Origin of the sequence: Pseudomonas sp. ANT_J12 (genome assembly GCF_008370045.1) — a bacterium.
Lineage (GTDB): Bacteria > Pseudomonadota > Gammaproteobacteria > Pseudomonadales > Pseudomonadaceae > Aquipseudomonas.
In genome coordinates, this window is the sequence record NZ_VOBN01000003.1 from 294,139 (window position 1) to 317,808 (window position 23,670).

The window sequence follows — 23,670 nt, forward strand, 5'->3', positions numbered from 1 at the left end:
ACCCATGACCGCCGCTGAAACCTCTAACCCGGCGCTGAAAGAAATCTTCAACGCCGAGCGCCTCAAGCACATCGCGACCGAAATGACGGCGGTCTACCCGGCATTCAACGCCAACGCCTTCCTGAAGATGGCCAATGAGGGCCTCGCTGAACTGTCGATCATGCAGCGCATGGCGCGGGTCAGTGAGTGCCTGCATGCAGTGTTGCCGCTGGGGTATGAAGAATCCCTCGACGTACTGCGCGCCCTCGCCCCTCGACTGAACAGCGGGTTTGTCAGCATCTCGTTGCCGAATTATGTGGCGATGTATGGTGCGCATGACTTTGAACAGTCGATGGAAGCGCTCAAGTTTTTCACCTCATTCGGCTCTTCTGAATTCGCGATCCGGCATTTTCTGCGCAGTGATCTTGAGCGCTCGCTGGCGCTGATGCAGGTGTGGTCGCGGGATGAAAACGAACATGTGCGCAGGCTGGCCAGTGAAGGCAGTCGGCCGCGATTGCCGTGGTCGTTTCGCCTGGAACCGATTCAGGCTGACCCGAGGTTGGCGGCGGCGATTCTCGATAATCTCAAGGCGGATGAAAGCCTGTACGTGCGCAAATCCGTGGCCAACCACCTCAATGACATCACCAAGGACCACCCCGACTGGGTGCTGGACTTGATCGAGGGTTGGTCGCTGGAGAACAAGCACACGGCGTGGATTGCCAAGCATGCGTTGCGCAGTTTGATCAAACAGGGGAATCAGCGGGCGTTGGCGGTGATTGGGGCGGGTGGGAAGCCTGAGGTTGAGATGATCGATGTGAAAGTGGAACCGAAGGTTATTCGGCTGGGGGAGAAAATCAGCCTGTCGTTTACGGTGAAATCCACAGTCCCGGACAGTCAGCGATTGGTGATCGACTATGCGATCGATTACGTTAAAGCCAACGGCAGCACTGCGGCAAAGGTGTTCAAGCTCAAGGCCCTGACCCTGCCCGGCCACGCCAGCGAATTGGTCAGTCGTGGGCAGCAAATCAAGGAACTCACCACGCGCCGGCACTACGCGGGCGCACACGCCGTGCACATCATGGTCAACGGCGAACGCCTGGCCAGCACCTCATTCGAAATCCTCCCCTGAAACACGATCCCCGTAGGAGCGAGGCTTGCCCGCGAAGAACGATAACGCGGTGCACCAGACCTGACGCCATCACCGTAGGAGCAAAGCTTGCTCGCGATGAACGATAACGCGGTGTGTCAGGCACGACGCCTTCGCGAGCAAGCTTCGCTCCTACAAGAGATCCAGATCTGGCAGGTGAAACCCTCGGAGCCGGACGATCAGCGCTGACGCTCTGTACCGCGCCCCGGCAACATGCGCACCAAGGTGTTATCCCGCACCCAATAGTGATGAAACAACCCCGCCGCCGCGTGCAAGCCGATCAACCAGTAACCGGTGCTGCCCAGCAGTTCATGCCAATACTTGATCTGCTTGGCCAGGTCCGGATCAATCACCACCGGCGAGAACAACGCAAAACCGAAATACGGCATCGGTTTGCCGGCGACGGCCAGGGTCAACCAGCCCAACACTGGCGTGACAATCATCAAGACATAGAGCGCAAGGTGCATCAGGTGCGAAACGCCGGCCTGCCAGATGGGCAACGCCGGGGTAATCGGTGGACGCGGGGTCAGGCGCCCGAGCAATCGAACCCAGACCAACACGAAAATGCTGGCGCCGAACAGCCCATGCAACCCCAGGAACAGGCTTTTCGCCGAGCTCCCACGGGGCAGCAGCCCCTTGATTTCGATGCAGGCGTAAACGCCGACAAACAGCGCCAGCATCAGCCAATGCAGGGTGATCGACAGTTTTCCATAGCGATGAGCGATTGAATCGCGGGTCATAACGGGCCTCATGAATTCAGAATGGCCGGCGATTCATTCGCGCAGCCTGGTTCGACCGGCGTCACCCTGCCCGCCCAGCCTTAAGGCAATCTGAAGGTGCCCGGGTGACATCCTTTCGCCACCTTCAGACTTCGTTAAGAAATGCCTCTGATACTCCTCCCAAACTAATCCCGGGAGGCGCCATTCAATGCCTGACTTCGACTGGAACATCCCTTTGCCACTGCGTTTCGGCCAAGCCGAAACCCCGCCGATGAGTCTGGCCAGAGCGTTGCCGGATGAGCCTCAGCGCGCTGTTTTCGAGGCCTATATCCAGCAGCGTTTTCGCAAGGCCCACGGAGCCGATATCCGCCATTTCATGCCGGAGCTGTTCGGCATGAGTAAAGCGGACGGGGAGCTCTGCGCGGTGGCCGGAGTGCGACGGGCAGATGACGAGCCGCTGTTTCTGGAACGTTACCTGGACGAGTCCATCGATCCATTGATCAGCGCCGCTGCGGACCGCCCGGTGGACCGCGCCGGCATCGTCGAGGTGGGCAACCTGGCCGCCAGCGATACCGGCAGCGCACGCCTGAGCATCATCGCCATCACCTACCTGCTGGCCATGGGTGGCCTGGAATGGGTGGCCTTCACCGGCAATATCGGCCTGGTGAACAGCTTTCATCGCCTCGGGCTGAAACCGGTCACCCTCTGCGCCGCCGACCCAGCGCGGCTGGGTGACGACAGCAACAACTGGGGCAGCTACTACGAAAGCAAACCCTGGGTCCATGTCGGCAACATCCGCGCCGGGTTCATTCATTTGCGCAACATCGGGATGTTCAATCGCCTGGGTTTGCCGTCGTCCATCGAGGATTCCAGCCATGTCGCTTGAAGTCGAGCGCTTCAAACAAACCTTGCGCAGCCATGCCGAACGCAAGGGACACGCCATCGCCTTGTGGGGCGATCAACTGAAAGTGGACTACGCCACGCTCTACGCTGAAGTGGTCTATCGCCAGCAGCGCCTGCGTGACCAACACGTCAAGGTCGTCGCGCTGGCACTGGACAATGGCACCGAAGCGATGCTCTGGGACCTGGCCGCGCTGTTCGAAGGCTTGACCTGCCTGACGCTGCCGCCGTTTTTCAGCCCCGCGCAACGCAAGCATTGCCTGGAGCAAAGCCAGGCCGAACGGGTGATTGCCGAACCGGAACTGGAAGCCGAGCTGCAGGCCGCCGGGTATGAGCAAAACGGGGAGTTCTGGCGCCGGACCTTCAGCCGCCCAAGCCCGATGCACGCAGGCACCGCCAAGCTGACCTTCACATCAGGCACCACCGGCACCCCCAAAGGCGTGTGCCTCAGTGCCGAGAGCATCATTAAGGTCGCCCGCGAACTGGATCAGGCCAGTAAACCGACCGACCCGCAGCACCATCTGGCGCTCTTGCCCCTGGCGATCCTGCTGGAAAACATCGGCTGTTACGCCGCGTTGTATGCCGGTGCGACGTTGAGTGTGCCGAGCCAAAAGACCCTGGGCATCCAGGGCGCCAGCGGCGTCGAGGTGCCGAAGCTGCTCGGTTGCCTGGCCAGCCGTGTGCCCGAAAGCGTGATTCTGGTGCCGCAACTGCTGCTGATGCTGGTCAGCGCCGCCGAGCAAAAAGCCTTCAACCCGCACACCCTGCGCTTTGCAGCGGTCGGCGGTGCGCGGGTGTCCGAAGAGCTGTTGCACCGCGCGCAACGCGCAGGCTTGCCAGTCTACGAAGGCTACGGGTTGTCGGAGTGTGCGTCGGTGGTGTGCCTCAATCGTCCCGGTGCACGCCGCCCCGGCAGTGTCGGCCGGCCCCTGCCCCACGTGAAAATACGCCTGGCGGACGACGGCGAAGTGTTGATTAAAGGCTCGCCCCTGCTCGGCTATCTGGGCGAGGCGCCACACGTTGATGAATGGTGGCCCAGCGGCGATCTCGGTGAGTTCGACCCCGAGGGTTTCCTCTACCTCAACGGGCGCAAGAAGCATCAGTTCGTCACCAGTTTCGGACGCAACGTCAATCCCGAATGGGTCGAGGCCGAACTCACGCAACGACGGCATATCGCCCAGGCCTTCGTCTACGGCGAAGCGATGCCAACCAATCACGCCCTGCTCTGGCCCCATCGCCCGGACGCTACCGACGCCGAACTGGCGGCTGCCGTGGCCGAAGCCAACGAAGCCTTGCCCGATTACGCCCAGGTCCATCACTGGACTCGCCTGGATCAACCCTTCACACCCACCAACGGCTTGCTCACCGCCAATGGCCGACCGCGCCGGGACGCCATCGTTGAGCGTTACCGGGCGCCACTGACTGAATCGGCACTTTCCAAGGAATCCGCGTCATGAACTTTTTCGACACGCTGCAAGAAGCCACCCAGCAAGAACGCCATGAACTGTTCAACCTGCCGATCATTCGTGATGCCCTTGAAGGCAAGGTCAGCCTGGAGAGCTACCGCGCCTTCCTCGCCCAGGCCTATTACCACGTACGCCATACCGTGCCGTTGATGATGGCCTGTGGTGCCCGTCTGCCGTCGCGCCTGGAATGGCTGCGCAAAGCGGTCTGCGAATACATCGAAGACGAATACGGCCACGAACAGTGGGTGCTCGATGACATCGCGGCCTGCGGCGGTGACAAGGAGGCGGTGCGCGACGGGCGTCCGACATTGCCAATTGAACTGATGGTGAGTTTCCTCTACGACCTGATTGCCCGGGACAACCCCGTGGGCCTGTTCGGCATGGTCAACGTGCTGGAAGGCACCAGCATTGCCCTGGCCACGCACGCGGCGGGCAGCATTCGCCAGCGTCTGGACCTGCCGGAAAGCGCCTTCAGCTACCTCAGCTCACACGGTGCTCTGGATGTGGAGCACATGCAGACCTATCGCCGGCTGATGAACACCCTCGATGACCCGGCCGACCAGGCTGCCGTGATCCATGCCTCGAAAGTGGTCTACCGGCTTTACGCCGATATGTTCCGCGGCTTGCCGCGTGATGGGGAGAACCTGCATGCGCCTGTCTGAGGCTCGAGTGGTATTGACCGGTGCCAGTGGCGGCATCGGCCTGGCCATCGCCGACGCCCTGTGCGCCAGCGGTGCACGGGTATTGGCAGTGTCCCGGCACCGGGAAGTGTTGGAGCCGTTGCTGGAACGTTATCCGCAGCATCTGGCCTGGGTCGCGGCCGACCTGACGTTCCTCGCCGACCGCCGCAAGGTCCTGACCGCCGCCGAGGCCATCGGTGGCATCAACCTGTTGATCAACGCCGCCGGGATCAATCACTTCGCCATGCTCGAACAGCTCGACGACAGTGAGATCAACGCGATGCTGGCGGTGAACGTCAGCGCGCCGATCTGCCTGACCAAACTGATGTTGCCGCTGCTCAAGCAAGCGGACAGCGCGATGGTGGTGAATGTCGGTTCGACCTATGGCTCCATCGGCTATGCCGGTTATGCCAGTTATTGCGCGACCAAGTTTGCCCTGCGCGGCTTTTCCGAAGCGCTGCGCCGGGAACTGGCCGACACCCGGGTCGGCGTGCTCTACGTCGCGCCCCGCGCTACCCGCACGACGATGAACAGCCCGGCGGCCCAGGCCCTCAACGATGCGCTGAAGGCTAACGTCGATGATCCGATAACCGTCGCATCGGCGGTGATCCACGCGATTGCCGGTGACCGTCGTGACCTGTACCTGGGCTGGCCGGAACGCTTTTTCGTACGCCTCAATAGCTTGCTGCCCAACCTGGTGGATAAAGGTTTGCGCAAGCAATTGCCGCTGATCCGTCGCCTGAGCCATAAGCCTGATAACGAGAACCTCAAACCATGAAAAAACTCATCGCGTGCCTTTTACTGGGAGCCTTGAGCCCCACCGTCTGGGCGCTGGACGCTGCCGATCAGCAACGCCTGGCCAGCATCCAGCAAAACTGGGGGCACATTCAGTACGAAGTGGCCGCCGAGCAACGCACGGCGGCCTTCGAGCAACTCGCGGCCCAAGCGTCGGCGTTCACCCAGCAACGACCAACGGCGGCCGAAGCCTGGATCTGGTCCGGGATTGTCACCAGCAGTTGGGCCGGCGCCCAGGGTGGTCTCGGCGCGTTGAGCAAGGCAAAAGCGGCAAAGGCTGATCTGGAAAAAGCGTTGACCCTGGACCCCAAGGCCCTGCAAGGCTCGGCCTACACCAGCCTCGCGGCGCTGTATGACCGCGTGCCGGGCTGGCCCATCGGTTTCGGCGATTCGGACAAAGCCGAGCAACTCCTAAAACAAGCCTTGCAACTGAACCCGAACGGCATCGATAGTCTGTACTTCTGGGGCGATCACCTCTACCGTCAAAAGCGCTACAGCGAAGCTCGGGTCGCCCTGCAAAAAGCCCTGCAAGCCGATCCGAGGCCTGGCCGGGAAGTCGCTGACGCGGGACGGCGCAAAGAGATCGAAACGTTGCTGGTGGACGTGAACAAGAAACTCGACTGACAGGAGTCCGTGTGCGCTTATTACTGATCGAGGATGACGTGGCCCTTGGCGAAGGTATTCATCAGGCGTTGGGGCGCGAGGGCTACACCGTCGACTGGTTGCAGGACGGCAGCAGCGCCTTGCATGCGCTGCTGAGTGAAACCTTCGACCTGGCCGTGCTCGATCTCGGCCTGCCGCGCATGGACGGCCTGGAGGTGCTGCGGCGTCTGCGCGACAGTGGCTCCAACCTGCCGGTGCTGATCCTTACCGCCCGGGACGCCACCGAAGACCGGATCGCCGGGCTGGATGCCGGGGCCGACGATTACCTGATCAAACCCTTCGACCTGGCCGAGTTGAAGGCCCGGCTGCGCGCCTTGCTGCGACGCAGCGCCGGGCGCGCGCAGATGCTGATCGAGCATGCCGGCATCAGTCTGAACCCCGGCACCCAGCAAGTCAGTTATCAGGGTGAACCGGTGGCCCTGACGCCCAAGGAATATCAACTGCTCCATGAATTGCTCTCGCCGCCGGGCCGGGTCATGACCCGTGATCACCTGATGCAGTTGCTCTACGGCTGGAACGAAGAAGCCGAAAGCAACACCCTGGAAGTGCATATCCACCATCTGCGCAAGAAATTCTCCAGTGATCTGATCCGCACCATCCGCGGTATCGGCTACCTGGTGGAGGAGCGTCGATGACCTCGATCCGGCGTCGTACCCTGACGCTGATCATTGGCTTGCTGCTGACCGGTCTGGCGATCATCAGTGTGTTCAACCTGCATGACAGCAACCACGAAATCGCCGAGGTCTACGACGCCCAACTGGCCCAGAACGCCCGACTGCTGCAGGGTGTGATGCGCATGCCGCTGGCCAGCAAGGAACACGCCGAGCTGTATCAGGCGTTCAATCAGGCCCTGAGCGAAGCGATGCCGCGGGTGGATGGCCATCCGTATGAAAGCAAGATTGCCTTTCAGGTCTGGAATCCCAAGGGCGAAGTACTGGTGCATACCGCGAGCGCGCCGACCTTCAGCACGCCACCGGGCACACCGGGGTTCAGTGATGTGGTGGATCTGAAAAACCGCCACTGGCGCGCGTTCATGCTCGAAGACAAACAGAACAACCTGCGCATCTGGGTGGGCGAACGGGACGACGTGCGTTCCGACCTGGTGGACCGGATCGTGCGCCATACCTTGTGGCCCAATATTCTGGGCAGTCTGATTCTGGCGGCGATGGTTTGGCTGGCGATTGGCTGGGGGCTCAAGCCGCTGGCGAATATGGCGGCGACTTTGCGGGCGCGGCACAGTGGCTCGCTGGAACCCCTGCAACTGGCGCCCTTGCCCAGCGAGCTGGAACCGATGCAAGCGGCGCTCAACCGCATGCTCGCGCAGATTCAGGAGGTACTCGGTCGGGAACGCCGCTTTATCGCCGACGCGGCCCATGAAATGCGCACGCCCCTGGCGGTGCTGCGGGTGCATGCGCAAAACCTGCTGGAGGCCGGCACCGAACAGGAGCGCCGCGAGTCCCTGGAGTTCCTGATTTCGGGGGTGGACCGCACCACACGGCTGGTCAATCAACTGCTGACCATGGCTCGCCTTGAACCCAAAGCCGTAGCGCCGGTGCTGCATCGCATCGACTTGGCCGAAACCGTACGCGACAGCCTGGTTCAACTGACGCCGTGGCTGCTGAGCAAGAATCTGGAGCTGGCGTTCGACGTCGACAACCAGCCTTTCAAAGTCGTCGCTGATGCCGCAGTGATCGACATTGCCCTGAACAACCTGATCAGCAACGCGGCCAACTTCTCCCCTGAACACGGCGTGATCACCGTGCAGTTAAGTCAGGCTGACGGGTTCTATTCGCTGAGTGTCGAAGACCAGGGACCGGGCATCGATGAAGCGGATCGCGGGCGCTTGTTCGAACGCTTCTACAGTCGCGGAAATGCGCAAGGCGCCGGGCTGGGGCTGACGATCGTCAACACCATTGCGACGCGCCTGGGTGGGCGGATTACCTTGGTCAACCGGCCGGAAGGCGGGCTGCGCGCGACACTGTCAATTCCCGACGGCCAGCCACATGACCCGTTACAGCGAACCACCCGTGCTCTCGAAGAACGATAACGCGGTGCACCAGACCTGACGCCATCACCGTAGGAGCAAAGCTTGCTCGCGAAGAACGATAACGCGGTATGCCAGACCTGACGCCATCACCGTAGGAGCAAAGCTTGCTCGCGAAGAACGATAACGCGGTGTACCAGACCTGACGCCATCACCGTAGGAGCAAAGCTTGCTCGCGAAGAACGATAACGCGGTGTACCAGATCTGACGCCATCACCGTAGGAGCAAAGCTTGCTCGCGAAGAACGATAACGCGGTGCACCAGACCTGACGCCATCACCGTAGGAGCAAAGCTTGCTCGCGAAGAACGATAACGCGGTGCACCAGATCTGACGCCATCACCGTAGGAGCAAAGCTTGCTCGCGAAGAACGATAACGCGGTGTGTCAGGTATGACGCCTTCGCGAGCAAGCTTCGCTCCTGCAGGGGGTAGTTCCTGGGTTGATTAATCCGTCTTCTTAATGACGCCCCGGTAAACCACTCTCACTGAGGTGCCAGTGTGTAATGGTAGTGAACGGCTCCCGTCTGCGGATCTACCAGCCAGTAGTCATCCTTGTCTTTCTTGAGTCGATAACATTCATGGGGAATCTTGACCGAGGTGAAACAAATCACCCCATCTTTGACCGACCAATGTTCAGTCTCGGGGTCATTGCCAGACATTTTGAATATTTCGGTCCCGTCGGCATTGAAACTCAAAGAATAGGGCAAACCTGAAGGGCCTATATTTTTGAGTTTATTCCCAATCAAGGTGCTGCGGACTTGTTCATCATCAAGCGCGACGGCTGAAGCTGAAACTGGCTTCACCGTATGTCCACCAGACGGAGCGCACCCATATAAGACAAGTGCCAAGCCTATGCAACTCCAGCGTTTAATATTCATATCGCACCTCTACTGATCGCCACGCCAATAGAACTTACTTAAGGGTAAATTTGTTATTGGTTTTATTACTCATACTGTCCACAAACCAGAGGGTAGTCCCGTCACTGAGTACCTTATTGCATTCCTTGCCATATTTCTGATAGGTCACGCAGATGACGTCCTCCACGATAACCCATCGACCGTTTTGCATCGACTCGCTGGAGATCTGGATCACCGCAGTCCCGTCAGGGTTTAATGTTTCAGAGAAGGGATAACCGGTAGACGTCACACTCGAATGTTTGCGACCTATCACCGTCGAGTTAATCTCGCTCGCATTGAGTTGTTTTGCGTTGGCGGGCGCATCGGCGTGAGCATCAACCGCAGCTTGATGACCGGAAGATGAACAGCCCGCCATGAACAGCATAACTAACGAGTAGACAACTATCTTATTCATAACCTGACCCTTTGTTATGAGCGCAACGGATCCAACGCTTTAATAGTAGCCATACAAACATCCGTGAATATATTAATTCACGATAAATTTAATAGCGCGAAACCACCAAAGTTGAATCATTTCTGAAACAACGTTTACTCTACGAAACATTAGTGGGATCGCGCTTCGGCGCCTGCTCACTCACTTTTTAGCGCTCGCCAAATAATGCGCTACCAACGCATTCGCATGACCATGCCCCATGCCATGCTCGGTTTTCAGCCACGCCACCAATTCCATATGCTTCTTGTCGCTCACTGTTTCGAGCAGGCTCAGCCAGTGGTCGATGGGTTGGCCATACTTTTTTTCAATGGAGGGGAAGTACGACGCCGGGCCTTTGGTTTTTGTATCGTCGGTCATGGTGCAAACTCCTTTTTTGCTTAACTTCTCTTTTTATTCCCTGAAATTCAATCCCCCGCAGGAACGAGCGGTGCGGCGTTCCGACTTGCCCGCGAATAACAATAACGCGGTGAGCCAGACCTGACGCCATCGCGAGCAAGCTTCGCTCCTACAGAGGATCGGGGCCTAGCAGCAGGTTTTGTTCGCGCTCACACAACTCCACCACGTAATCCCACAACACCCGCAGCCTTACCGACTTGTGCAACTCCCGCCGGGTGCTGATCCAGTAGCTGCGCTGAATGCTCTCATCCGGCAACAGCGGCACCAGTTCCGGATCGGCACTCGCCATATAACAAGGCAGCACCGCAATCCCGAGCCCTGAGCGTGCGGCCTGTTGCTGGGCGATGACGCTGGTGCTGTGGAACACGACTTGGGGGTTGCGGCAGAAGCTGTTGAGGAACATCAGTTCCTGGCTGAACAGCAGGTCGTCGACGTAGCCGATCCAGGCGTGGCGGCCGAGGTCTTCGCGGCTGTTGAGCGGTGGCGCTTTGTCGAGGTAGGCCTGGCTGGCGTAGAGCGCCAGGCGATAGTCGGTGAGTTTGCGCGTGACCAGCATGTCGGCGGCCGGGCGTTCGAGATGGATGCTGATTTCGGCCTCGCGGTTGAGAATGCTGACGAAGCGCGGCACGGCGACCAGTTCCACTTCGAGGCCGGGGTAGCGTTCGAACAGGCCGTTCATGCGGCTGGCGAGGAACATGATGCCCAGGCCTTCGGTGACGCCGACGCGGATTTTGCCGAGCGGCGCGGTGGATTGGGTGATTTCTTCCTGGGCCAGCAACGCGACGTTTTCCATGGCTTCGGCGTGCTTGAGCAGCGCTTCGCCGGCCGGGGTCAACTGGTAGCCCTGGGCGTGCTGGACGAACAGCGCGGTGCCGAGGCTCTTTTCAATCGCCTCGATGTGCCGGGCCACGGTGGCGTGGGTGGTGTTCAAGCGGCGGGCGGCGGTGAGCAAGCGGCCGCTGCGCTGTAATTCGAGAAAAAACCGCAGGTCGTTCCAATCGAACATCAGGCTTCCTTAGGGCTACGCTGTCTGAAAACGCACAGCGGCTGCGCAAAAACTAACATTCTTTATACGAAAGCTAACAACTAGGATGAAGTCCAACAACAAAAACAATACGAGGTAAGGGATGCAGACCTCTCAGGATGAATTCGATTACATCGTGGTCGGCGCCGGGCCGGCCGGGTGTTTGCTGGCCAATCGATTGTCCGCCAACCCGCAACACCGGGTGCTGCTACTCGAAGCCGGCGGGCGCGATAACTATCCGTGGATTCATATTCCCGTGGGTTACCTGTTCTGCATCGGTAATCCACGCACTGACTGGTGCTTCAAAACAGAAGCACAACCGGGTCTGCAAGGCCGGACGCTGAGCTATCCACGGGGCAAAGTGCTCGGTGGCTGTTCCTCGATCAACGGCATGATCTACATGCGTGGCCAGGCCGGCGACTACGACGGTTGGGCGGCTGATGGCAATCCCGGTTGGGCGTGGAAAGACGTGCTGCCGCTGTTCAAGCAGAGCGAAAACCATTTTGCCGGCGACTCGGAATTTCACGGCGCCGCCGGGCAATGGCGGGTCGAGCGTCAGCGGCTGTCATGGCCGATTCTGGATGCTTTCCGCCGCGCCGCCGAGCAAAGCGGCATCGCCAGCATCGATGACTTCAACCAGGGTGATAACGAAGGTTGCGGTTACTTTCAGGTCAACCAGAAGGCCGGGATTCGCTGGAACGCGGCCAAGGCGTTTCTCAAACCGATTAGAAATCGCACCAATCTCACTGTGCTAACCGACGTTGAAGTCGATCGCGTGTTGCTGGAAAACGGTCGCGCCTCTGCCGTCCTCACTCGCTACCAAGGCCAGGCCAAAACCTTCAAGGCGCGCAAGGAAATCGTCCTGTGCGCCGGCTCCGTCGGTTCGCCGAGCATTCTGCAACGCTCCGGGATCGGCCCGCGTCCATTGCTGCAACGCTTGGGGATCGGCGTGGTGCATGAACTGCCGGGGGTGGGCGGCAATTTGCAGGATCACCTGCAATTGCGGCTGATCTACAAACTGGAAAACGCCCGCACCCTCAATCAAATCGCCGGCAGTGTGTGGGGCAAGATGGGGATGGGCCTGCGTTATCTGTATGACCGCAGCGGGCCGTTGTCCATGGCGCCGAGTCAGTTGGGTGCGTTTGCCCGCTCGGGGCCGGAGCAGGCTTCGGCGAATCTTGAATACCATGTTCAACCATTGTCGCTGGAGCGATTTGGTGAGCCGTTGCATGCGTTTCCTGCGTTCACGGCGTCGGTGTGTGATCTGCGACCGCAAAGCCGTGGGCGGATCGAGATTCGCAGTGCTGATCCGCAGGAGGCGCCGCTGATTCAGCCTAACTATTTGAGTCATCCCGAGGATTTGCGGGTGGCGGCGGATGCGATTCGACTGACCCGGCGCATCGTGGCGGCACCGGCGCTGGCGGCGTTCAAACCGGTCGAGTATTTGCCGGGCGATAGCTTGCAGAGTGAAGAAGAATTGCACGAAGCGGCGGCGCGGATCGGTACGACGATTTTCCATCCGGTGGGCACTTGCCGAATGGGTAACGATGCGGAGGCGGTGGTGGATGCGCAACTGAATGTTCATGGCATCCCTGGTTTGCGCATTGCCGATGCCTCGATCATGCCGCGTATTACCTCAGGCAATACCTGTTCGCCTACGCTGATGATTGCCGAGAAGGCGGCGCAGTTGATCCTCAACCCTGACACCAGGAGCTTCGCCCCGGAGAAGGAACTGTTAAGTAACGCCTGAATCACACACCTGTAGGAGCATGGCTTGCCCGCGATGGCGATTTCATGGACGCCTTCGCGAGCAAGCTTCGCGCCTACAAAGAGCAGGGTTCGATGGTGATTTTGAGGACGCCTTCGCGGGCAAGCCTTGCTCCTACAAGGAATGGGTACACACGAAGATTTGCGGTACGTACACCCCGCTTTATGGATAAACGCGGCGCCCGCCCACAAGGCCGGCGCCGACAGTGGAACAACAAAAACAATCACTGTGAGGGATACCGATATGTCAGAACACGTTCAGCCTCTGGAAGCCATGCGCAGCGCGGGCGTCAGCAGCGGCACCAAGAAAGTCATCTTCGCTTCGTCACTCGGCACGGTGTTCGAGTGGTATGACTTTTTCCTCTACGGCGCCCTCGCGGCGGTGATCAGCAAGCAGTTCTTTGCCGGGGTCAACGACACCACCGCGTTTATCTTCGCGCTGATGGCGTTCGCCGCGGGCTTCATCGTGCGGCCGTTCGGGGCGCTGGTGTTCGGTCGGTTGGGGGACATGATCGGGCGTAAATACACCTTCCTCGCCACCATCGTCCTCATGGGTCTGGCAACGTTCTGCGTCGGGCTGCTGCCGACCTACGCCAGCATCGGCATTGCCGCGCCGATCATCCTTGTGGTGTTGCGCATGCTCCAGGGCCTGGCCCTCGGCGGCGAGTACGGCGGTGCCGCGACCTACGTGGCGGAACATGCGCCGATGGGCAAACGTGGCTTCCACACCAGCTGGATTCAGTCCACCGCCACCCTCGGCCTGCTGCTGTCGTTGCTGGTGGTGCTCGGTTGCCGCTACTTCACCGGCGATCAGTTTGAAGTCTGGGGCTGGCGCATTCCGTTCCTGTTTTCCATCGTGCTGCTGGGCATCTCCACCTGGATTCGCATGAGCCTGCACGAGTCACCGGCCTTCGTGAAAATGAAAGAAGAAGGCAAGCTCTGCAAACAGCCGCTGCGGGATTCCTTCGGCAAATGGGAAAACCTCAAAGTCGTGTTGATCGCCCTGTTCAGCATCAACGCCGGGCAAGCGGTGACCTTCTACGCCGCGCAGTTCTACGTGCTGTTCTTCCTCACCCAGTTCCTGAAAATGGACCCGGCGCTGGCCAACAGTCTGCTGATTGTCAGCGTGATTATCGGCGCACCTTTCTTTATCTTTTTCGGCTGGCTGTCGGACAAGGTCGGGCGCAAACCGGTGCTGATGATCGGCCTGTTGCTGGCGACCGCGCTGTACTTTCCGATCTTCAAATCCATCGCCCACTACGCCAACCCGGCGGTCGACCAGGCTCGCCAACAGGCACCGATTACCGTGCTGGCCGACCCGGCTACTTGCACCTTCCAGTTCGACCCGGTGGGCAAGGCGAAATTTGACAGCCCGTGCGACAAGGTCAAGACCTTCCTGGTCAAACAAGGCCTGCCTTACTCCAGCATCGCCGCCCCGGCCGGCAGCGACGTGCAAGTCAGCGTCGGTGACGTGAAAATCGATGGCTACGATGAAGCCGCCCTGCGTGGCGCGGTGACCCTGGCGGGCTATCCGTCGCAAGCCGACACCCAGCAGGTCAACAAAACCATGATCGTGGCGCTGATGGTCGCGCTGATCATCATCTCCGCCATGTGCTACGGCCCGCTGGCCGCGCTGATGGTCGAACTGTTCCCGACACGCATCCGCTACACCTCGATGTCCCTGCCCTACCACATCGGCAATGGCTGGTTTGGCGGATTCCTGCCGACGGTGTCGTTTGCGTTGGTGGTGTACACCGGGGACATCTTCTACGGGCTGTGGTACCCGGTGGTGATTACCGGAGTGAGTTTGATTGTGGGGCTGATTTGTTTGCGGGAGACGAAGAACGTGGATCTGGATACCAATTGATACCGAGAAATGCGCGGGCTCTGTAGCAACTGCCGAGCCCGCAAGCGTTCGGCTTATAGCAGCTGCCGAGGTACGAGGCAGCTGCTACAAGTCACTCGCCACAGGTTAAGCTCAATGAACATTTCAGCCCCGCCATTCCAAAAAACGAGGCCCCATGATCATTTCATCCGCATCCGACTACCGCGAGGCAGCACGCCGTAAACTTCCCCGATTCCTGTTCGATTACATCGATGGCGGTGCTTACGCCGAGCATACGTTGCGGGCCAACAGTGCCGACCTGACGGGCATCAGCCTGCGTCAGCGCATTCTGAAGAACGTCGAAACCCTGAGCCTGGAAACCACCCTCTTCAACCAACCCCTGGCCATGCCGATCATCCTCGCGCCGGTGGGCCTGACGGGCATGTTTGCCCGGCGTGGTGAGGTGCAGGCGGTGCGTGCGGCGGAGAACAAAGGTATTCCGCTGTGCCTGTCCACGGTGTCGGTGTGTTCGATTGAGGAAGTCTCGGCGCAGAGTCAACAGCCCATCTGGTTCCAGCTGTATGTGTTGAAAGACCGCGGTTTCATGAAAAATGCCCTGGAGCGGGCGAAGGCGGCCGGGGTGAAGAACCTGGTGTTTACCGTGGATATGCCCACGCCCGGCGCGCGATATCGGGATGCGCACTCGGGGATGTCCGGTCCATTTGCTTCGTCGCGGCGCATGCTTCAAGCGATGACCCGACCCGATTGGGCGTTCAATGTTGGCCTGATGGGGCGGCCGCATGACCTGGGCAATATTTCGGCCTATCTGGGCCAAGCCGTCACGCTCGAAGACTACATGGGCTGGCTGGCGAAGAATTTCGACCCGTCGATCAGTTGGGCCGATCTGCAATGGATTCGTGATTTCTGGGAAGGCCCGATGATCATCAAGGGCATTCTCGATCCGCAGGATGCCAAGGACGCGGTGAGCTTTGGTGCGGACGGCATCGTGGTGTCGAACCACGGTGGGCGGCAGCTGGATGGCGTGCTGTCGACCACCAAGGCCTTGCCGGCGATCATGCAAGCCGTCGGCGACGATTTGACCGTGCTGGTCGACTCGGGGATTCGCTCGGGGCTGGATGTGGTGCGGATGTTGGCGCTGGGGGCCAAAGGCGTGTTGCTCGGGCGTTCCATGGCTTATGCGCTGGCGGCGGATGGGCAGCGCGGGGTGGAAAACATGCTGGATATTTTTGCCAAGGAAATGCGCGTGGCCATGACGTTGACCGGGGTGACGTCGATTGGGCAGATTGATGAATCGACGCTGGTGAGCGCTGTCCGGCAGTGAAGATCGTTCCCACGCTCCGCGTGGGAATGCAGCCCGGGACGCTCTGCGTCCCTTCCCGGAGCTGGAACGCGGAGCGCGTCCCTTGAGGCATTCCCACGCGGAACGTGGGAACGATCAACGACCTCTGCCGCTCATTGCGCGGTGGCCTGTCGGTACTGACGCGGAGTGAAACCGGTCAGCGCCTTGAACTGGCGGGTGAACGCGCTGTGGTCGGTATAGCCGCACTGCAGGGCGACTTCGGTGATGGGGATGTCGGTGTGCAACAGACGATGCGCATGTTCCAGGCGCACCTTTTGGATCATCTGCCGAGGCGTCAGGTGGAACACCCGCTTGCAGTACCGTTCCAGTTGCGCCACGGAAATACCGGCGATGCGCGTCAGTTCGCCCAAGGTGACCCGGCGATTGAAATGCGCGCGAATGTGTTCATCGACCGCCGCCAGACGCTGGTAAGCCGGATGCGTGTCGCTGGCCGATTGCAGATCAACCGAGATTCCGGCCAGGCCGATGATTTCACCGTTGCGGTTGTACAACGGGCGTTTGTGCGTCAGGCACCAACCGGGCTCCCGGCTGCCGTACAAGTGCAATTCCAGTTGATCTTCCAGCACCAAACCCTGTTCCAGGACCCGTCGATCCTGCTCGGTGTAGCCCGGCCCCAACTGCGCTGGAAACACCTCGGCGCTGGTTTTGCCCAGCAGCGGTTTCATGCCACAGCGCTGGACCAGGGCGAGGTTGGCCATGACGTAGCGCGCCTGGACGTCCTTGATAAAGATCGCCGCATTCGGGATCACATCCAGCATCGGCAACAGCGGTGCCACGCCGGCCAATAATGCTTCGATGGTTTCCGGACGATCCGCGTCGTTCTCCCCGCACAACATCGCCAACGCGCTCTGCGCCATCACTCTCACCCTCTCACTCTTGAGGCATTTTCCGCTCACCTTGCCCCGTCCCGCGTGCGCTGTCGAGCACCGCTGCATTGTGCTGATTTCGTCATCCATACCCACGCAAAACATCAATCGCCCGTGCGCCGTCGCGTTCACTCTATGGCCATTGCATGCACCCCTGCCTATCCAATAACTCACAAAAAGGCGCGACGCTATGTCAGGCAAAGGCAAGTTCAAAAGGCAACTTTCGTTGATGGACCTTACGTTCATCGGGCTGGGCGCCATCTTCGGCTCCGGCTGGTTATTCGCCGCCAGTCACGTGTCGGCAATCGCAGGTCCAGCGGGGATTTTTTCCTGGTTGCTAGGCGGTTTTGCCGTGTTGCTACTGGGCATTGTTTACTGTGAATTGGGCGCGGCGCTGCCCCGGGCCGGTGGTGTGGTTCGCTACCCGGTGTACTCCCACGGCCCGCTGCTCGGTTACTTGATGGGCTTTATCACCTTGATCGCTTTCACCAGCCTGGTGGCGATCGAAGTGGTGGCCTCCCGGCAATATGCGGCGGCGTGGTTTCCCGAGTTGACCAAGGCCGGTTCCAGCGATCCGACGATGATTGGCTGGCTGATGCAATTCGCCCTGCTCTGCCTGTTCTTCGTGCTCAACTACCGCAGCGTGAAGACGTTTGCCATGGCGAATAACCTGGTCAGCGTATTCAAGTTCATCGTGCCGCTGCTGGTCATCGGCGTGCTGTTCACCTTCTTCAAACCGGCCAACTTCCAGGCTCAGGGCTTTGCCCCATTCGGTCTATCCGGGGTTGAGATGGCGGTGTCCGCGGGCGGTGTGATCTTCGCTTACCTGGGGTTGACGCCGATCATTTCGGTGGCCAGCGAAGTGAAGAATCCGCAACGGACCATTCCGATTGCGCTGATCCTGTCCGTGCTGCTTTCCACCTTGATTTATGTGCTGTTGCAGGTCGCCTTCCTTGGCGGCGTGCCCACCGAAATGCTGGTCAACGGCTGGGCCGGCGTGGCCAAGGAACTGGCGCTGCCTTATCGCGATATCGCCCTGGCATTGGGCGTGGGTTGGCTGGCTTATCTGGTGGTCGCCGACGCGGTGATCTCCCCCAGCGGTTGCGGCAACATCTACATGAACGCCACGCCGCGAGTGATCTACGGCTGGGCGCAAACCGGTACGTTCTTCAAGGTCTTCACCCGCATCGATGAAAAGTCCGGCATCCCGCGCCCGGCGCTGTGGCTGACCTTTGCCCTGTCGGTGTTCTGGACCCTGCCGTTTCCTTCCTGGGAAGCGCTGATCAACGTGGTCTCCGCCGCGCTGGTGTTGAGCTACGCCGTGGCGCCGGTCTCCGTCGCCGCCCTGCGCCGCAATGCGCCAGACATGCCGCGCCCGTTCCGGGTCAAGTGGATGGGCGTGCTCGGTCCGCTGTCGTTCATCATCGCCGCGCTGATCGTCTACTGGTCGGGTTGGGCCACCGTGTCCTGGCTGCTCGGCCTGCAAATCCTGATGTTCGTCGTGTACCTGTTGTGCGGTCGTTTTGTTCCGACCAATCACCTGAGCCTGGCCCAGCAAGTGCGCTCATCGGCGTGGCTGATCGGCTTCTACGCCGTGACCATCGTCCTGTCCAAGCTCGGCAGTTTTGGTGGCCTGGGGGTGCTCAGCCATCCCTTCGACACCGTGGTCGTGGCGGTCTGCGCCATGGGCATCTATTGCTGGGGCGCGGCGACTGGCGTACCGGCGCACTTGGTCCGTCTGGAATCCGAGGACGATGAAAGCGAAGCCGATTCGACCCTCGCCGGCACTGCGACAGGCCGCCCTGCGCCTGCACACTTCTAAAGGATAGGTATATGAAACGGGTTCACGTGATTGACTCCCATACCGGCGGCGAACCGACGCGCCTGGTGATGAAAGGCTTCCCGCAATTGGCCGGCCAGACCATGGCCGAGCAGCGCGATACCCTACGCGATCAACATGACCAGTGGCGCCGCGCCTGCCTGCTGGAGCCCCGGGGTAACGATGTGCTGGTCGGCGCCCTGTATTGCGAACCGGTGTCGCCGGATGCCACGTGCGGCGTGATCTTCTTCAACAACGCCGGCTACCTCGGCATGTGCGGCCACGGCACCATCGGCCTGGTCAATTCGCTGCATTACCTGGGGCACATCGCCCCCGGCGTGCACAAGATCGACACCCCCGTCGGCCCGGTCAGCGCCACGCTGCACGACGACGGCACGGTGACCCTGGGCAACGTGCCCGCCTACCGTTATCGCAAACAAGTGCCGGTCGAAGTGCCGGGGCATGGCACCGTGCATGGCGATATCGCCTGGGGCGGCAATTGGTTTTTCCTGGTGTCCGATCACGGCCACGCGTTGCAAATGTACAACGTCGAAGCCCTCACCGATTACACCTGGGCGATGCTCAAGGCCCTGGAAGACCAGGGCATCCACGGCGAAGACGGCGCGCTGATCGACCATGTCGAACTGTTTGCCGACGACGCTCACGCCGACAGCCGCAACTTCGTCATGTGCCCCGGCAAAGCCTACGACCGCTCGCCCTGCGGCACGGGCACCAGCGCCAAACTGGCGTGCCTGGCGGCCGATGGAAAACTGGCCGCCGGTGAGCCCTGGGTCCAGGCGAGCATCACCGGCAGCCAGTTCATCGGCAGCTTCGAATGGGAAGGCGAACGCGTGCGCCCGTTCATTACCGGCCAGGCCTTCATGACCGCCGACGTCACGCTACTGATCGACGAACAGGATCCCTTCGCGTGGGGCATTTGAGCTGCCCCGTGCCACTTCACCTTCAATTAAACGTTTCGAGGAGTTAGAACCATGAGCGAGAACATTTTCACTGGCTGCATCCCTGCGCTGATGACCCCGTGCACCCCTGAGCGCAAGCCGGACTTTGAGAAATTGGTGGCCAAGGGGCGCGAGCTGATCGATATCGGCATGAGCGCCGTCGTGTATTGCGGCTCCATGGGCGACTGGCCGTTGCTGACCGAAGCCGAACGCCAGGAAGGCGTGGCGCGTCTGGTCGCCGCCGGCGTTCCGACCATCGTCGGCACTGGCGCGGTGAACAGCCGCGAAGCGATCTCCCACGCGGCCCATGCAGCCAAAGTCGGCGCCCATGGCTTGATGGTGATCCCGCGCGTCCTGTCCCGTGGCGCCTCTCCCGCCGCGCAAAAAGCCCACTTCGCCGCCATTCTCAAAGCGGCGCCAAACCTGCCGTCGGTGATCTACAACAGCCCTTACTACGGTTTCGCCACCCGCGCCGACCTGTTCTTCGAACTGCGTCGTGAGCACCCGAACCTGATCGGTTTCAAGGAATTCGGCGGGGCTGCCGACCTGCGCTACGCCGCCGAAAACATCACGTCCAAGGACGATGACGTCACCCTGATGGTCGGGGTCGATACCCAAGTGGTGCATGGCTTCGTCAACTGCAACGCCACCGGCGCGATTACCGGCATCGGCAACGCACTGCCCCGGGAAGTGCTGCAACTGGTGGCCCTGAGCAAGCAAGCGGCCAAGGGCGATGCCAAGGCCCGACGCTTGGCCCGGGAGCTGGAATCGGCGCTGGCGGTGTTGTCGTCGTTCGATGAGGGCTGCGACCTGGTGCTCTATTACAAGCACTTGATGGTGCTCAACGGCGACACGGAATACACCCTGCATTTCAACGACACCGATGTGCTCAGCGATGCCCAACGGCATTACGCCGAGAACCAGTACACGTTGTTCCGCCAGTGGTACAAAAACTGGTCGGCCGAGCAGAACGTCGCCTGATCCCACCCCGTGTTCGTGCCCGTTGCGAGACAGCCGTGTTTCGCAGTCGGGCCCCCTCCTCTTTTCCAGGAAAGCGCCATGACTCTGACAGGCCAAATGCTGATCGGTCGGCACGCCATCACCGGTAGCCGCGAAGCGATCCGGGCGATCGATCCGGCCACCGACAAACCCCTTGAACCGGCTTATCCCGGTGGCACCGAGGCACATGTCGAACAGGCGTGCGCGTTGGCGTCGGCAGCCTTCGACAGCTATCGCGAAACACCACTGGCGGCACGCGCCCAATTCCTCGATGCCATTGCCGATGAGATCGAAGCCTTAGGCGATGAGTTGATCGAGCGCGTGATCGCCGAAACCGGTCTGCCGCGCCCGCGTATCCAGGGTGAACGTGGCCGCACCTGCCAGCAACTGCGCACCTTTGCCCGCACCGTGCGCGCTGGAGAATGGCTGGATGTACGGGTCGATAACGCGCTGCCGGAACGTCAGCCCCTGCCACGTCCGGACTTGCGTCAGCGTCAGGTGCCGTTGGGGCCGGTGGCGGTGTTTGGTGCGAGCAATTTTCCGCTGGCCTTTTCGGTCGCTGGTGGCGATACCGCTTCGGCATTGGCCGCCGGCTGCCCGGTGATCGTCAAGGCCCATGGCGCGCATCCCGGCACCAGCGAACTGGTGGGCCGAGCGGTGGCTCGGGCGGTGAAATCATGCGGCCTGCCTGAAGGCGTGTTTTCGCTGTTGTTCGGCTCGGGCCGCGAAGTGGGCATCGCGCTAGTGAGCGATCCGCGGGTCAAAGCCGTGGGTTTCACCGGTTCGCGCAGTGGCGGCATGGCGTTGTGCAAAGCGGCCCAGGCGCGGCCCGAGCCGATTCCGGTGTATGCGGAAATGAGTTCGATCAATCCGGTTCTGCTGTTCCCGGCAGCCCTGCAAGCGCGCGGTGAAACGCTGGCACAAGGTTTCGTCGCGTCACTCACTCAGGGGGCTGGCCAGTTCTGCACCAACCCTGGATTGGTGATTGCCCATCAAGGCGCTGCGTTGGACCGTTTCGTCCGCGCAGCGGCTGATCTCGTTCAACGCAGCCCGGCGCAGACCATGCTCACGCCCGGCATCTCCACGGCCTATAAGACTGGCGTGGGTTTGATGCATGCAGAAACCGCCGCCACGGGCCTGAAGGGTGAAACACCGAACCAATGCCAGGCGCATTTGTTCGTGACCCGGGCGCAGGATTTTCTGCGCGACCCAACGTTGCAGGCCGAGATGTTCGGCGCCGCGTCGCTGGTCGTGCAATGTGCCGACGACAACGAAATTCGTCAGGTTATCGAGCACCTGGAAGGTCAACTGACCGCCACCCTGCACCTGGATGACGCCGATCTGGAGAGCGCCAGGGCGTTGCTGCCCCTGTTGGAACGTAAGGCCGGCCGCCTGCTGGTCAACGGCTGGCCCACCGGGGTCGAGGTGTGCGACGCCATGGTCCATGGCGGACCTTTCCCGGCCACGTCCGACCCGCGCTCGACCTCGGTCGGCACCGCCGCCATCCTGCGATTCCTGCGCCCGGTCTGCTACCAGGACTTCCCGGACAACTTGTTGCCGGCCGCGCTCAAGCACGGCAATCCGCTGCAACTGCGGCGCCTGCTCGATGGCCAGAGAGAAGCTCAGGCCCATGTCTAATCAGTCCGCTTCGAACGATATTACCGTGGTCGGCGCCGGCATCATCGGCGTCGCTTGCGCCCTGCGCCTTGCCCGCCTGGGTTTGCGGGTGGTGGTGATCGACCAGCAGGAGCCCGGTCATGGCGCCTCGTTCGGCAATGCCGGGCACCTGGCCACCGAGCAAGTATTTCCGATTGCCGACTTGTCGATCCTCAAGCGCCTGCCCGCCATGCTCATGGACCCGATGGGCCCGCTGCGCCTGGACTGGAAATACCTGCCACGCGCCCTGCCCTGGTTTTTGCGCCTGTTGTTGAACCTGCGCCCGGCGCCGTTCCAACGCACCGTGGCCGGCATCCGCGCGCTCAATGAAAGCAGCCTGGGCGCGTGGCAGCGGCTGCTGGCGGACATTGCACGCCCGGATTTGCTCAGGGAAGACGGCTCGTTGCTGGTGTTTGAGCGGGCCGAGTCGCGTCAGGCGATTGAAGCGTTGCAGGCGCGGATGCGTCAGCAGCAGGTGCCGGTGGATTTCTGGCAGGCCGAGGCGATACGCGAGGTTGCTCCGCAGCTTAGTGAACGGATTCAGGGCGGCTTGTTCTTTCCGCGCACCGGGCACTTTCTTGATCCGTACCGGGTTGTCTGCGAACTGGTCGACGCGGCCAAGGCCAGCGGCGTGCAGTTCCTGAAACAGCAGGTTCGGGGCGGACACTTGCGGGAGAACGGCGTCGCGCTGATCACCGACCAGGGCAGTCTCAACGCCCGCCAAGTCCTGATCGCGTGCGGTGCCCACTCGGCGAAGCTCACCGCAGCGCTAACCGGCAAAAAGGTCCCGCTGGATACCGAGCGCGGTTATCACCTGATGTTGCCCCACGAGCAGGATCGGTTGCCGTTCGCCGTCACCTCGCTGGAGCGCAAATTCATCATGACGCCCATGGCCGCCGGGCTGAGGCTGGCCGGCACCGTCGAGTTCGCCGGCCTCGACCGCCCGCCGAGCATGGAGCGTGCGTGGCAGTTGCACCGGCTGAGCAAAGGCCTGTTCCGCCGGGATTTGAACGCTGACGATGCCACGCCGTGGATGGGGTTTCGCCCGTCCTTGCCGGACTCGCTGCCGATCATCGACCGGGTGTGCGATGGCAAGGTATTACTCGCCTTTGGCCACCAGCATTTGGGGTTGACTCAGGCAGCCGTCACGGCCGAGCTGATCGCCCACATGGCGGCGGCCACTGCGTCTCATGGACTACCGGCCATCGAACCGTACCAGCTCGATCGCTTCTGATA

At 60.9% G+C, this 23,670-nt stretch carries 22 protein-coding genes; 16 read left to right on the plus strand and 6 right to left on the minus strand.

What is annotated here, in order from left to right; all coding sequences use genetic code 11:
- Positions 1–4 precede the first annotated feature (4 nt).
- On the plus strand, positions 5–1,108 hold the full coding sequence (locus tag FQ192_RS09585; RefSeq protein ID WP_149658394.1) for a DNA alkylation repair protein: 1,104 nt from the start codon (positions 5–7) through the stop codon (positions 1,106–1,108).
- 197 nt (positions 1,109–1,305) lie between these two features.
- On the opposite strand, the gene FQ192_RS09590 is transcribed toward FQ192_RS09585, so the two are convergent.
- The gene (locus tag FQ192_RS09590) at positions 1,306–1,866 is read right to left on the minus strand and encodes a cytochrome b (protein ID WP_149658395.1); all 561 of its coding nucleotides are present in this window, start codon (positions 1,864–1,866) and stop codon (positions 1,306–1,308) included.
- Between the two features lie 187 nt (positions 1,867–2,053).
- On the opposite strand from FQ192_RS09590, the gene FQ192_RS09595 reads away from it, so the two are divergent.
- Genes FQ192_RS09595 through FQ192_RS09625 form a run of 7 tightly spaced genes read left to right on the plus strand, consistent with a single transcriptional unit; the run spans position 2,054 to position 8,396 of the window.
- Positions 2,054–2,731 carry a thermostable hemolysin gene (locus FQ192_RS09595; protein ID WP_149658396.1) on the plus strand — a complete coding sequence of 226 codons (678 nt, stop codon included), beginning with the start codon at positions 2,054–2,056 and terminating at the stop codon, positions 2,729–2,731.
- Positions 2,721–4,202 carry an AMP-binding protein gene (locus FQ192_RS09600; protein ID WP_149658397.1) on the plus strand — a complete coding sequence of 494 codons (1,482 nt, stop codon included), beginning with the start codon at positions 2,721–2,723 and terminating at the stop codon, positions 4,200–4,202. The genes FQ192_RS09595 and FQ192_RS09600 overlap by 11 nt, the downstream gene beginning before the upstream one ends.
- Positions 4,199–4,873, plus strand: a complete 675-nt coding sequence (locus FQ192_RS09605; protein WP_149658398.1) for a TenA family transcriptional regulator — start codon at positions 4,199–4,201, stop codon at positions 4,871–4,873. Before FQ192_RS09600 ends, FQ192_RS09605 begins: the two co-directional genes overlap by 4 nt.
- Complete coding sequence (locus tag FQ192_RS09610; protein ID WP_149658399.1) at positions 4,860–5,669, plus strand: SDR family oxidoreductase; 810 nt, start codon at positions 4,860–4,862, stop codon at positions 5,667–5,669. The genes FQ192_RS09605 and FQ192_RS09610 overlap by 14 nt, the downstream gene beginning before the upstream one ends.
- Positions 5,666–6,310 (plus strand): tetratricopeptide repeat protein, encoded by a 645-nt coding sequence (locus FQ192_RS09615; protein ID WP_149658400.1) that lies wholly within the window; start codon positions 5,666–5,668, stop codon positions 6,308–6,310. The genes FQ192_RS09610 and FQ192_RS09615 overlap by 4 nt, the downstream gene beginning before the upstream one ends.
- Before the next feature lie 11 nt (positions 6,311–6,321).
- Positions 6,322–6,984, plus strand: a complete 663-nt coding sequence (locus FQ192_RS09620) for a response regulator (protein WP_149658401.1) — start codon at positions 6,322–6,324, stop codon at positions 6,982–6,984.
- Positions 6,981–8,396: an ATP-binding protein gene (locus FQ192_RS09625; protein WP_149658402.1), complete on the plus strand. Its 1,416-nt coding sequence runs from the start codon at positions 6,981–6,983 to the stop codon at positions 8,394–8,396. Before FQ192_RS09620 ends, FQ192_RS09625 begins: the two co-directional genes overlap by 4 nt.
- A gap of 478 nt (positions 8,397–8,874) precedes the next feature.
- On the opposite strand, the gene FQ192_RS09630 is transcribed toward FQ192_RS09625, so the two are convergent.
- The 4 genes from FQ192_RS09630 to FQ192_RS09645 all read right to left on the minus strand — a co-directional run bounded on the left by FQ192_RS09630 (position 8,875) and on the right by FQ192_RS09645 (position 11,144).
- On the minus strand, positions 8,875–9,270 hold the full coding sequence (locus FQ192_RS09630; RefSeq protein WP_149658403.1) for a hypothetical protein: 396 nt from the start codon (positions 9,268–9,270) through the stop codon (positions 8,875–8,877).
- 34 nt (positions 9,271–9,304) lie between these two features.
- Positions 9,305–9,703: a hypothetical protein gene (locus FQ192_RS09635; protein ID WP_149658404.1), complete on the minus strand. Its 399-nt coding sequence runs from the start codon at positions 9,701–9,703 to the stop codon at positions 9,305–9,307.
- A gap of 180 nt (positions 9,704–9,883) precedes the next feature.
- Positions 9,884–10,099, minus strand: a complete 216-nt coding sequence (locus FQ192_RS09640; RefSeq protein ID WP_149658405.1) for a DUF4287 domain-containing protein — start codon at positions 10,097–10,099, stop codon at positions 9,884–9,886.
- Between the two features lie 148 nt (positions 10,100–10,247).
- Positions 10,248–11,144 carry a LysR family transcriptional regulator gene (locus FQ192_RS09645; RefSeq protein WP_149658406.1) on the minus strand — a complete coding sequence of 299 codons (897 nt, stop codon included), beginning with the start codon at positions 11,142–11,144 and terminating at the stop codon, positions 10,248–10,250.
- Between the two features lie 121 nt (positions 11,145–11,265).
- Here FQ192_RS09645 and FQ192_RS09650 point away from each other — a divergent pair, with 121 nt between their 5' ends.
- From FQ192_RS09650 to lldD, 3 genes are all read left to right on the plus strand, one after another.
- A complete protein-coding gene (locus FQ192_RS09650) occupies positions 11,266–12,912 on the plus strand; it encodes a GMC family oxidoreductase (protein WP_149658407.1) in 1,647 nt (548 codons plus the stop codon).
- A gap of 261 nt (positions 12,913–13,173) precedes the next feature.
- On the plus strand, positions 13,174–14,796 hold the full coding sequence (locus FQ192_RS09655) for an MFS transporter (RefSeq protein ID WP_149658408.1): 1,623 nt from the start codon (positions 13,174–13,176) through the stop codon (positions 14,794–14,796).
- Positions 14,797–14,950: 154 nt separating this feature from the next.
- Entirely contained in the window at positions 14,951–16,096 is a 1,146-nt protein-coding gene (gene lldD / locus FQ192_RS09660) for an FMN-dependent L-lactate dehydrogenase LldD (protein WP_149658409.1), read from the plus strand.
- 131 nt (positions 16,097–16,227) lie between these two features.
- Here the strand turns inward: lldD and FQ192_RS09665 are convergent, their stop codons facing one another.
- Positions 16,228–16,992, minus strand: a complete 765-nt coding sequence (locus tag FQ192_RS09665) for an AraC family transcriptional regulator (protein ID WP_149658410.1) — start codon at positions 16,990–16,992, stop codon at positions 16,228–16,230.
- Between the two features lie 199 nt (positions 16,993–17,191).
- Between FQ192_RS09665 and FQ192_RS09670 the strand changes: the two genes are divergently transcribed.
- The 5 genes from FQ192_RS09670 (at position 17,192) to FQ192_RS09690 (ending at position 23,668) form a co-directional block, all read left to right on the plus strand.
- Complete coding sequence (locus FQ192_RS09670; RefSeq protein ID WP_149658411.1) at positions 17,192–18,823, plus strand: APC family permease; 1,632 nt, start codon at positions 17,192–17,194, stop codon at positions 18,821–18,823.
- A gap of 11 nt (positions 18,824–18,834) precedes the next feature.
- Positions 18,835–19,761, plus strand: a complete 927-nt coding sequence (locus FQ192_RS09675; protein WP_149658412.1) for a 4-hydroxyproline epimerase — start codon at positions 18,835–18,837, stop codon at positions 19,759–19,761.
- 51 nt (positions 19,762–19,812) lie between these two features.
- A complete protein-coding gene (locus FQ192_RS09680) occupies positions 19,813–20,760 on the plus strand; it encodes a dihydrodipicolinate synthase family protein (RefSeq protein WP_149658413.1) in 948 nt (315 codons plus the stop codon).
- 78 nt (positions 20,761–20,838) lie between these two features.
- Positions 20,839–22,416, plus strand: coding sequence for an aldehyde dehydrogenase (NADP(+)) (locus FQ192_RS09685; RefSeq protein ID WP_149658414.1), 1,578 nt, complete (start codon positions 20,839–20,841; stop codon positions 22,414–22,416).
- On the plus strand, positions 22,409–23,668 hold the full coding sequence (locus tag FQ192_RS09690; RefSeq protein ID WP_149658415.1) for an FAD-binding oxidoreductase: 1,260 nt from the start codon (positions 22,409–22,411) through the stop codon (positions 23,666–23,668). The genes FQ192_RS09685 and FQ192_RS09690 overlap by 8 nt, the downstream gene beginning before the upstream one ends.
- Positions 23,669–23,670 lie beyond the last annotated feature (2 nt).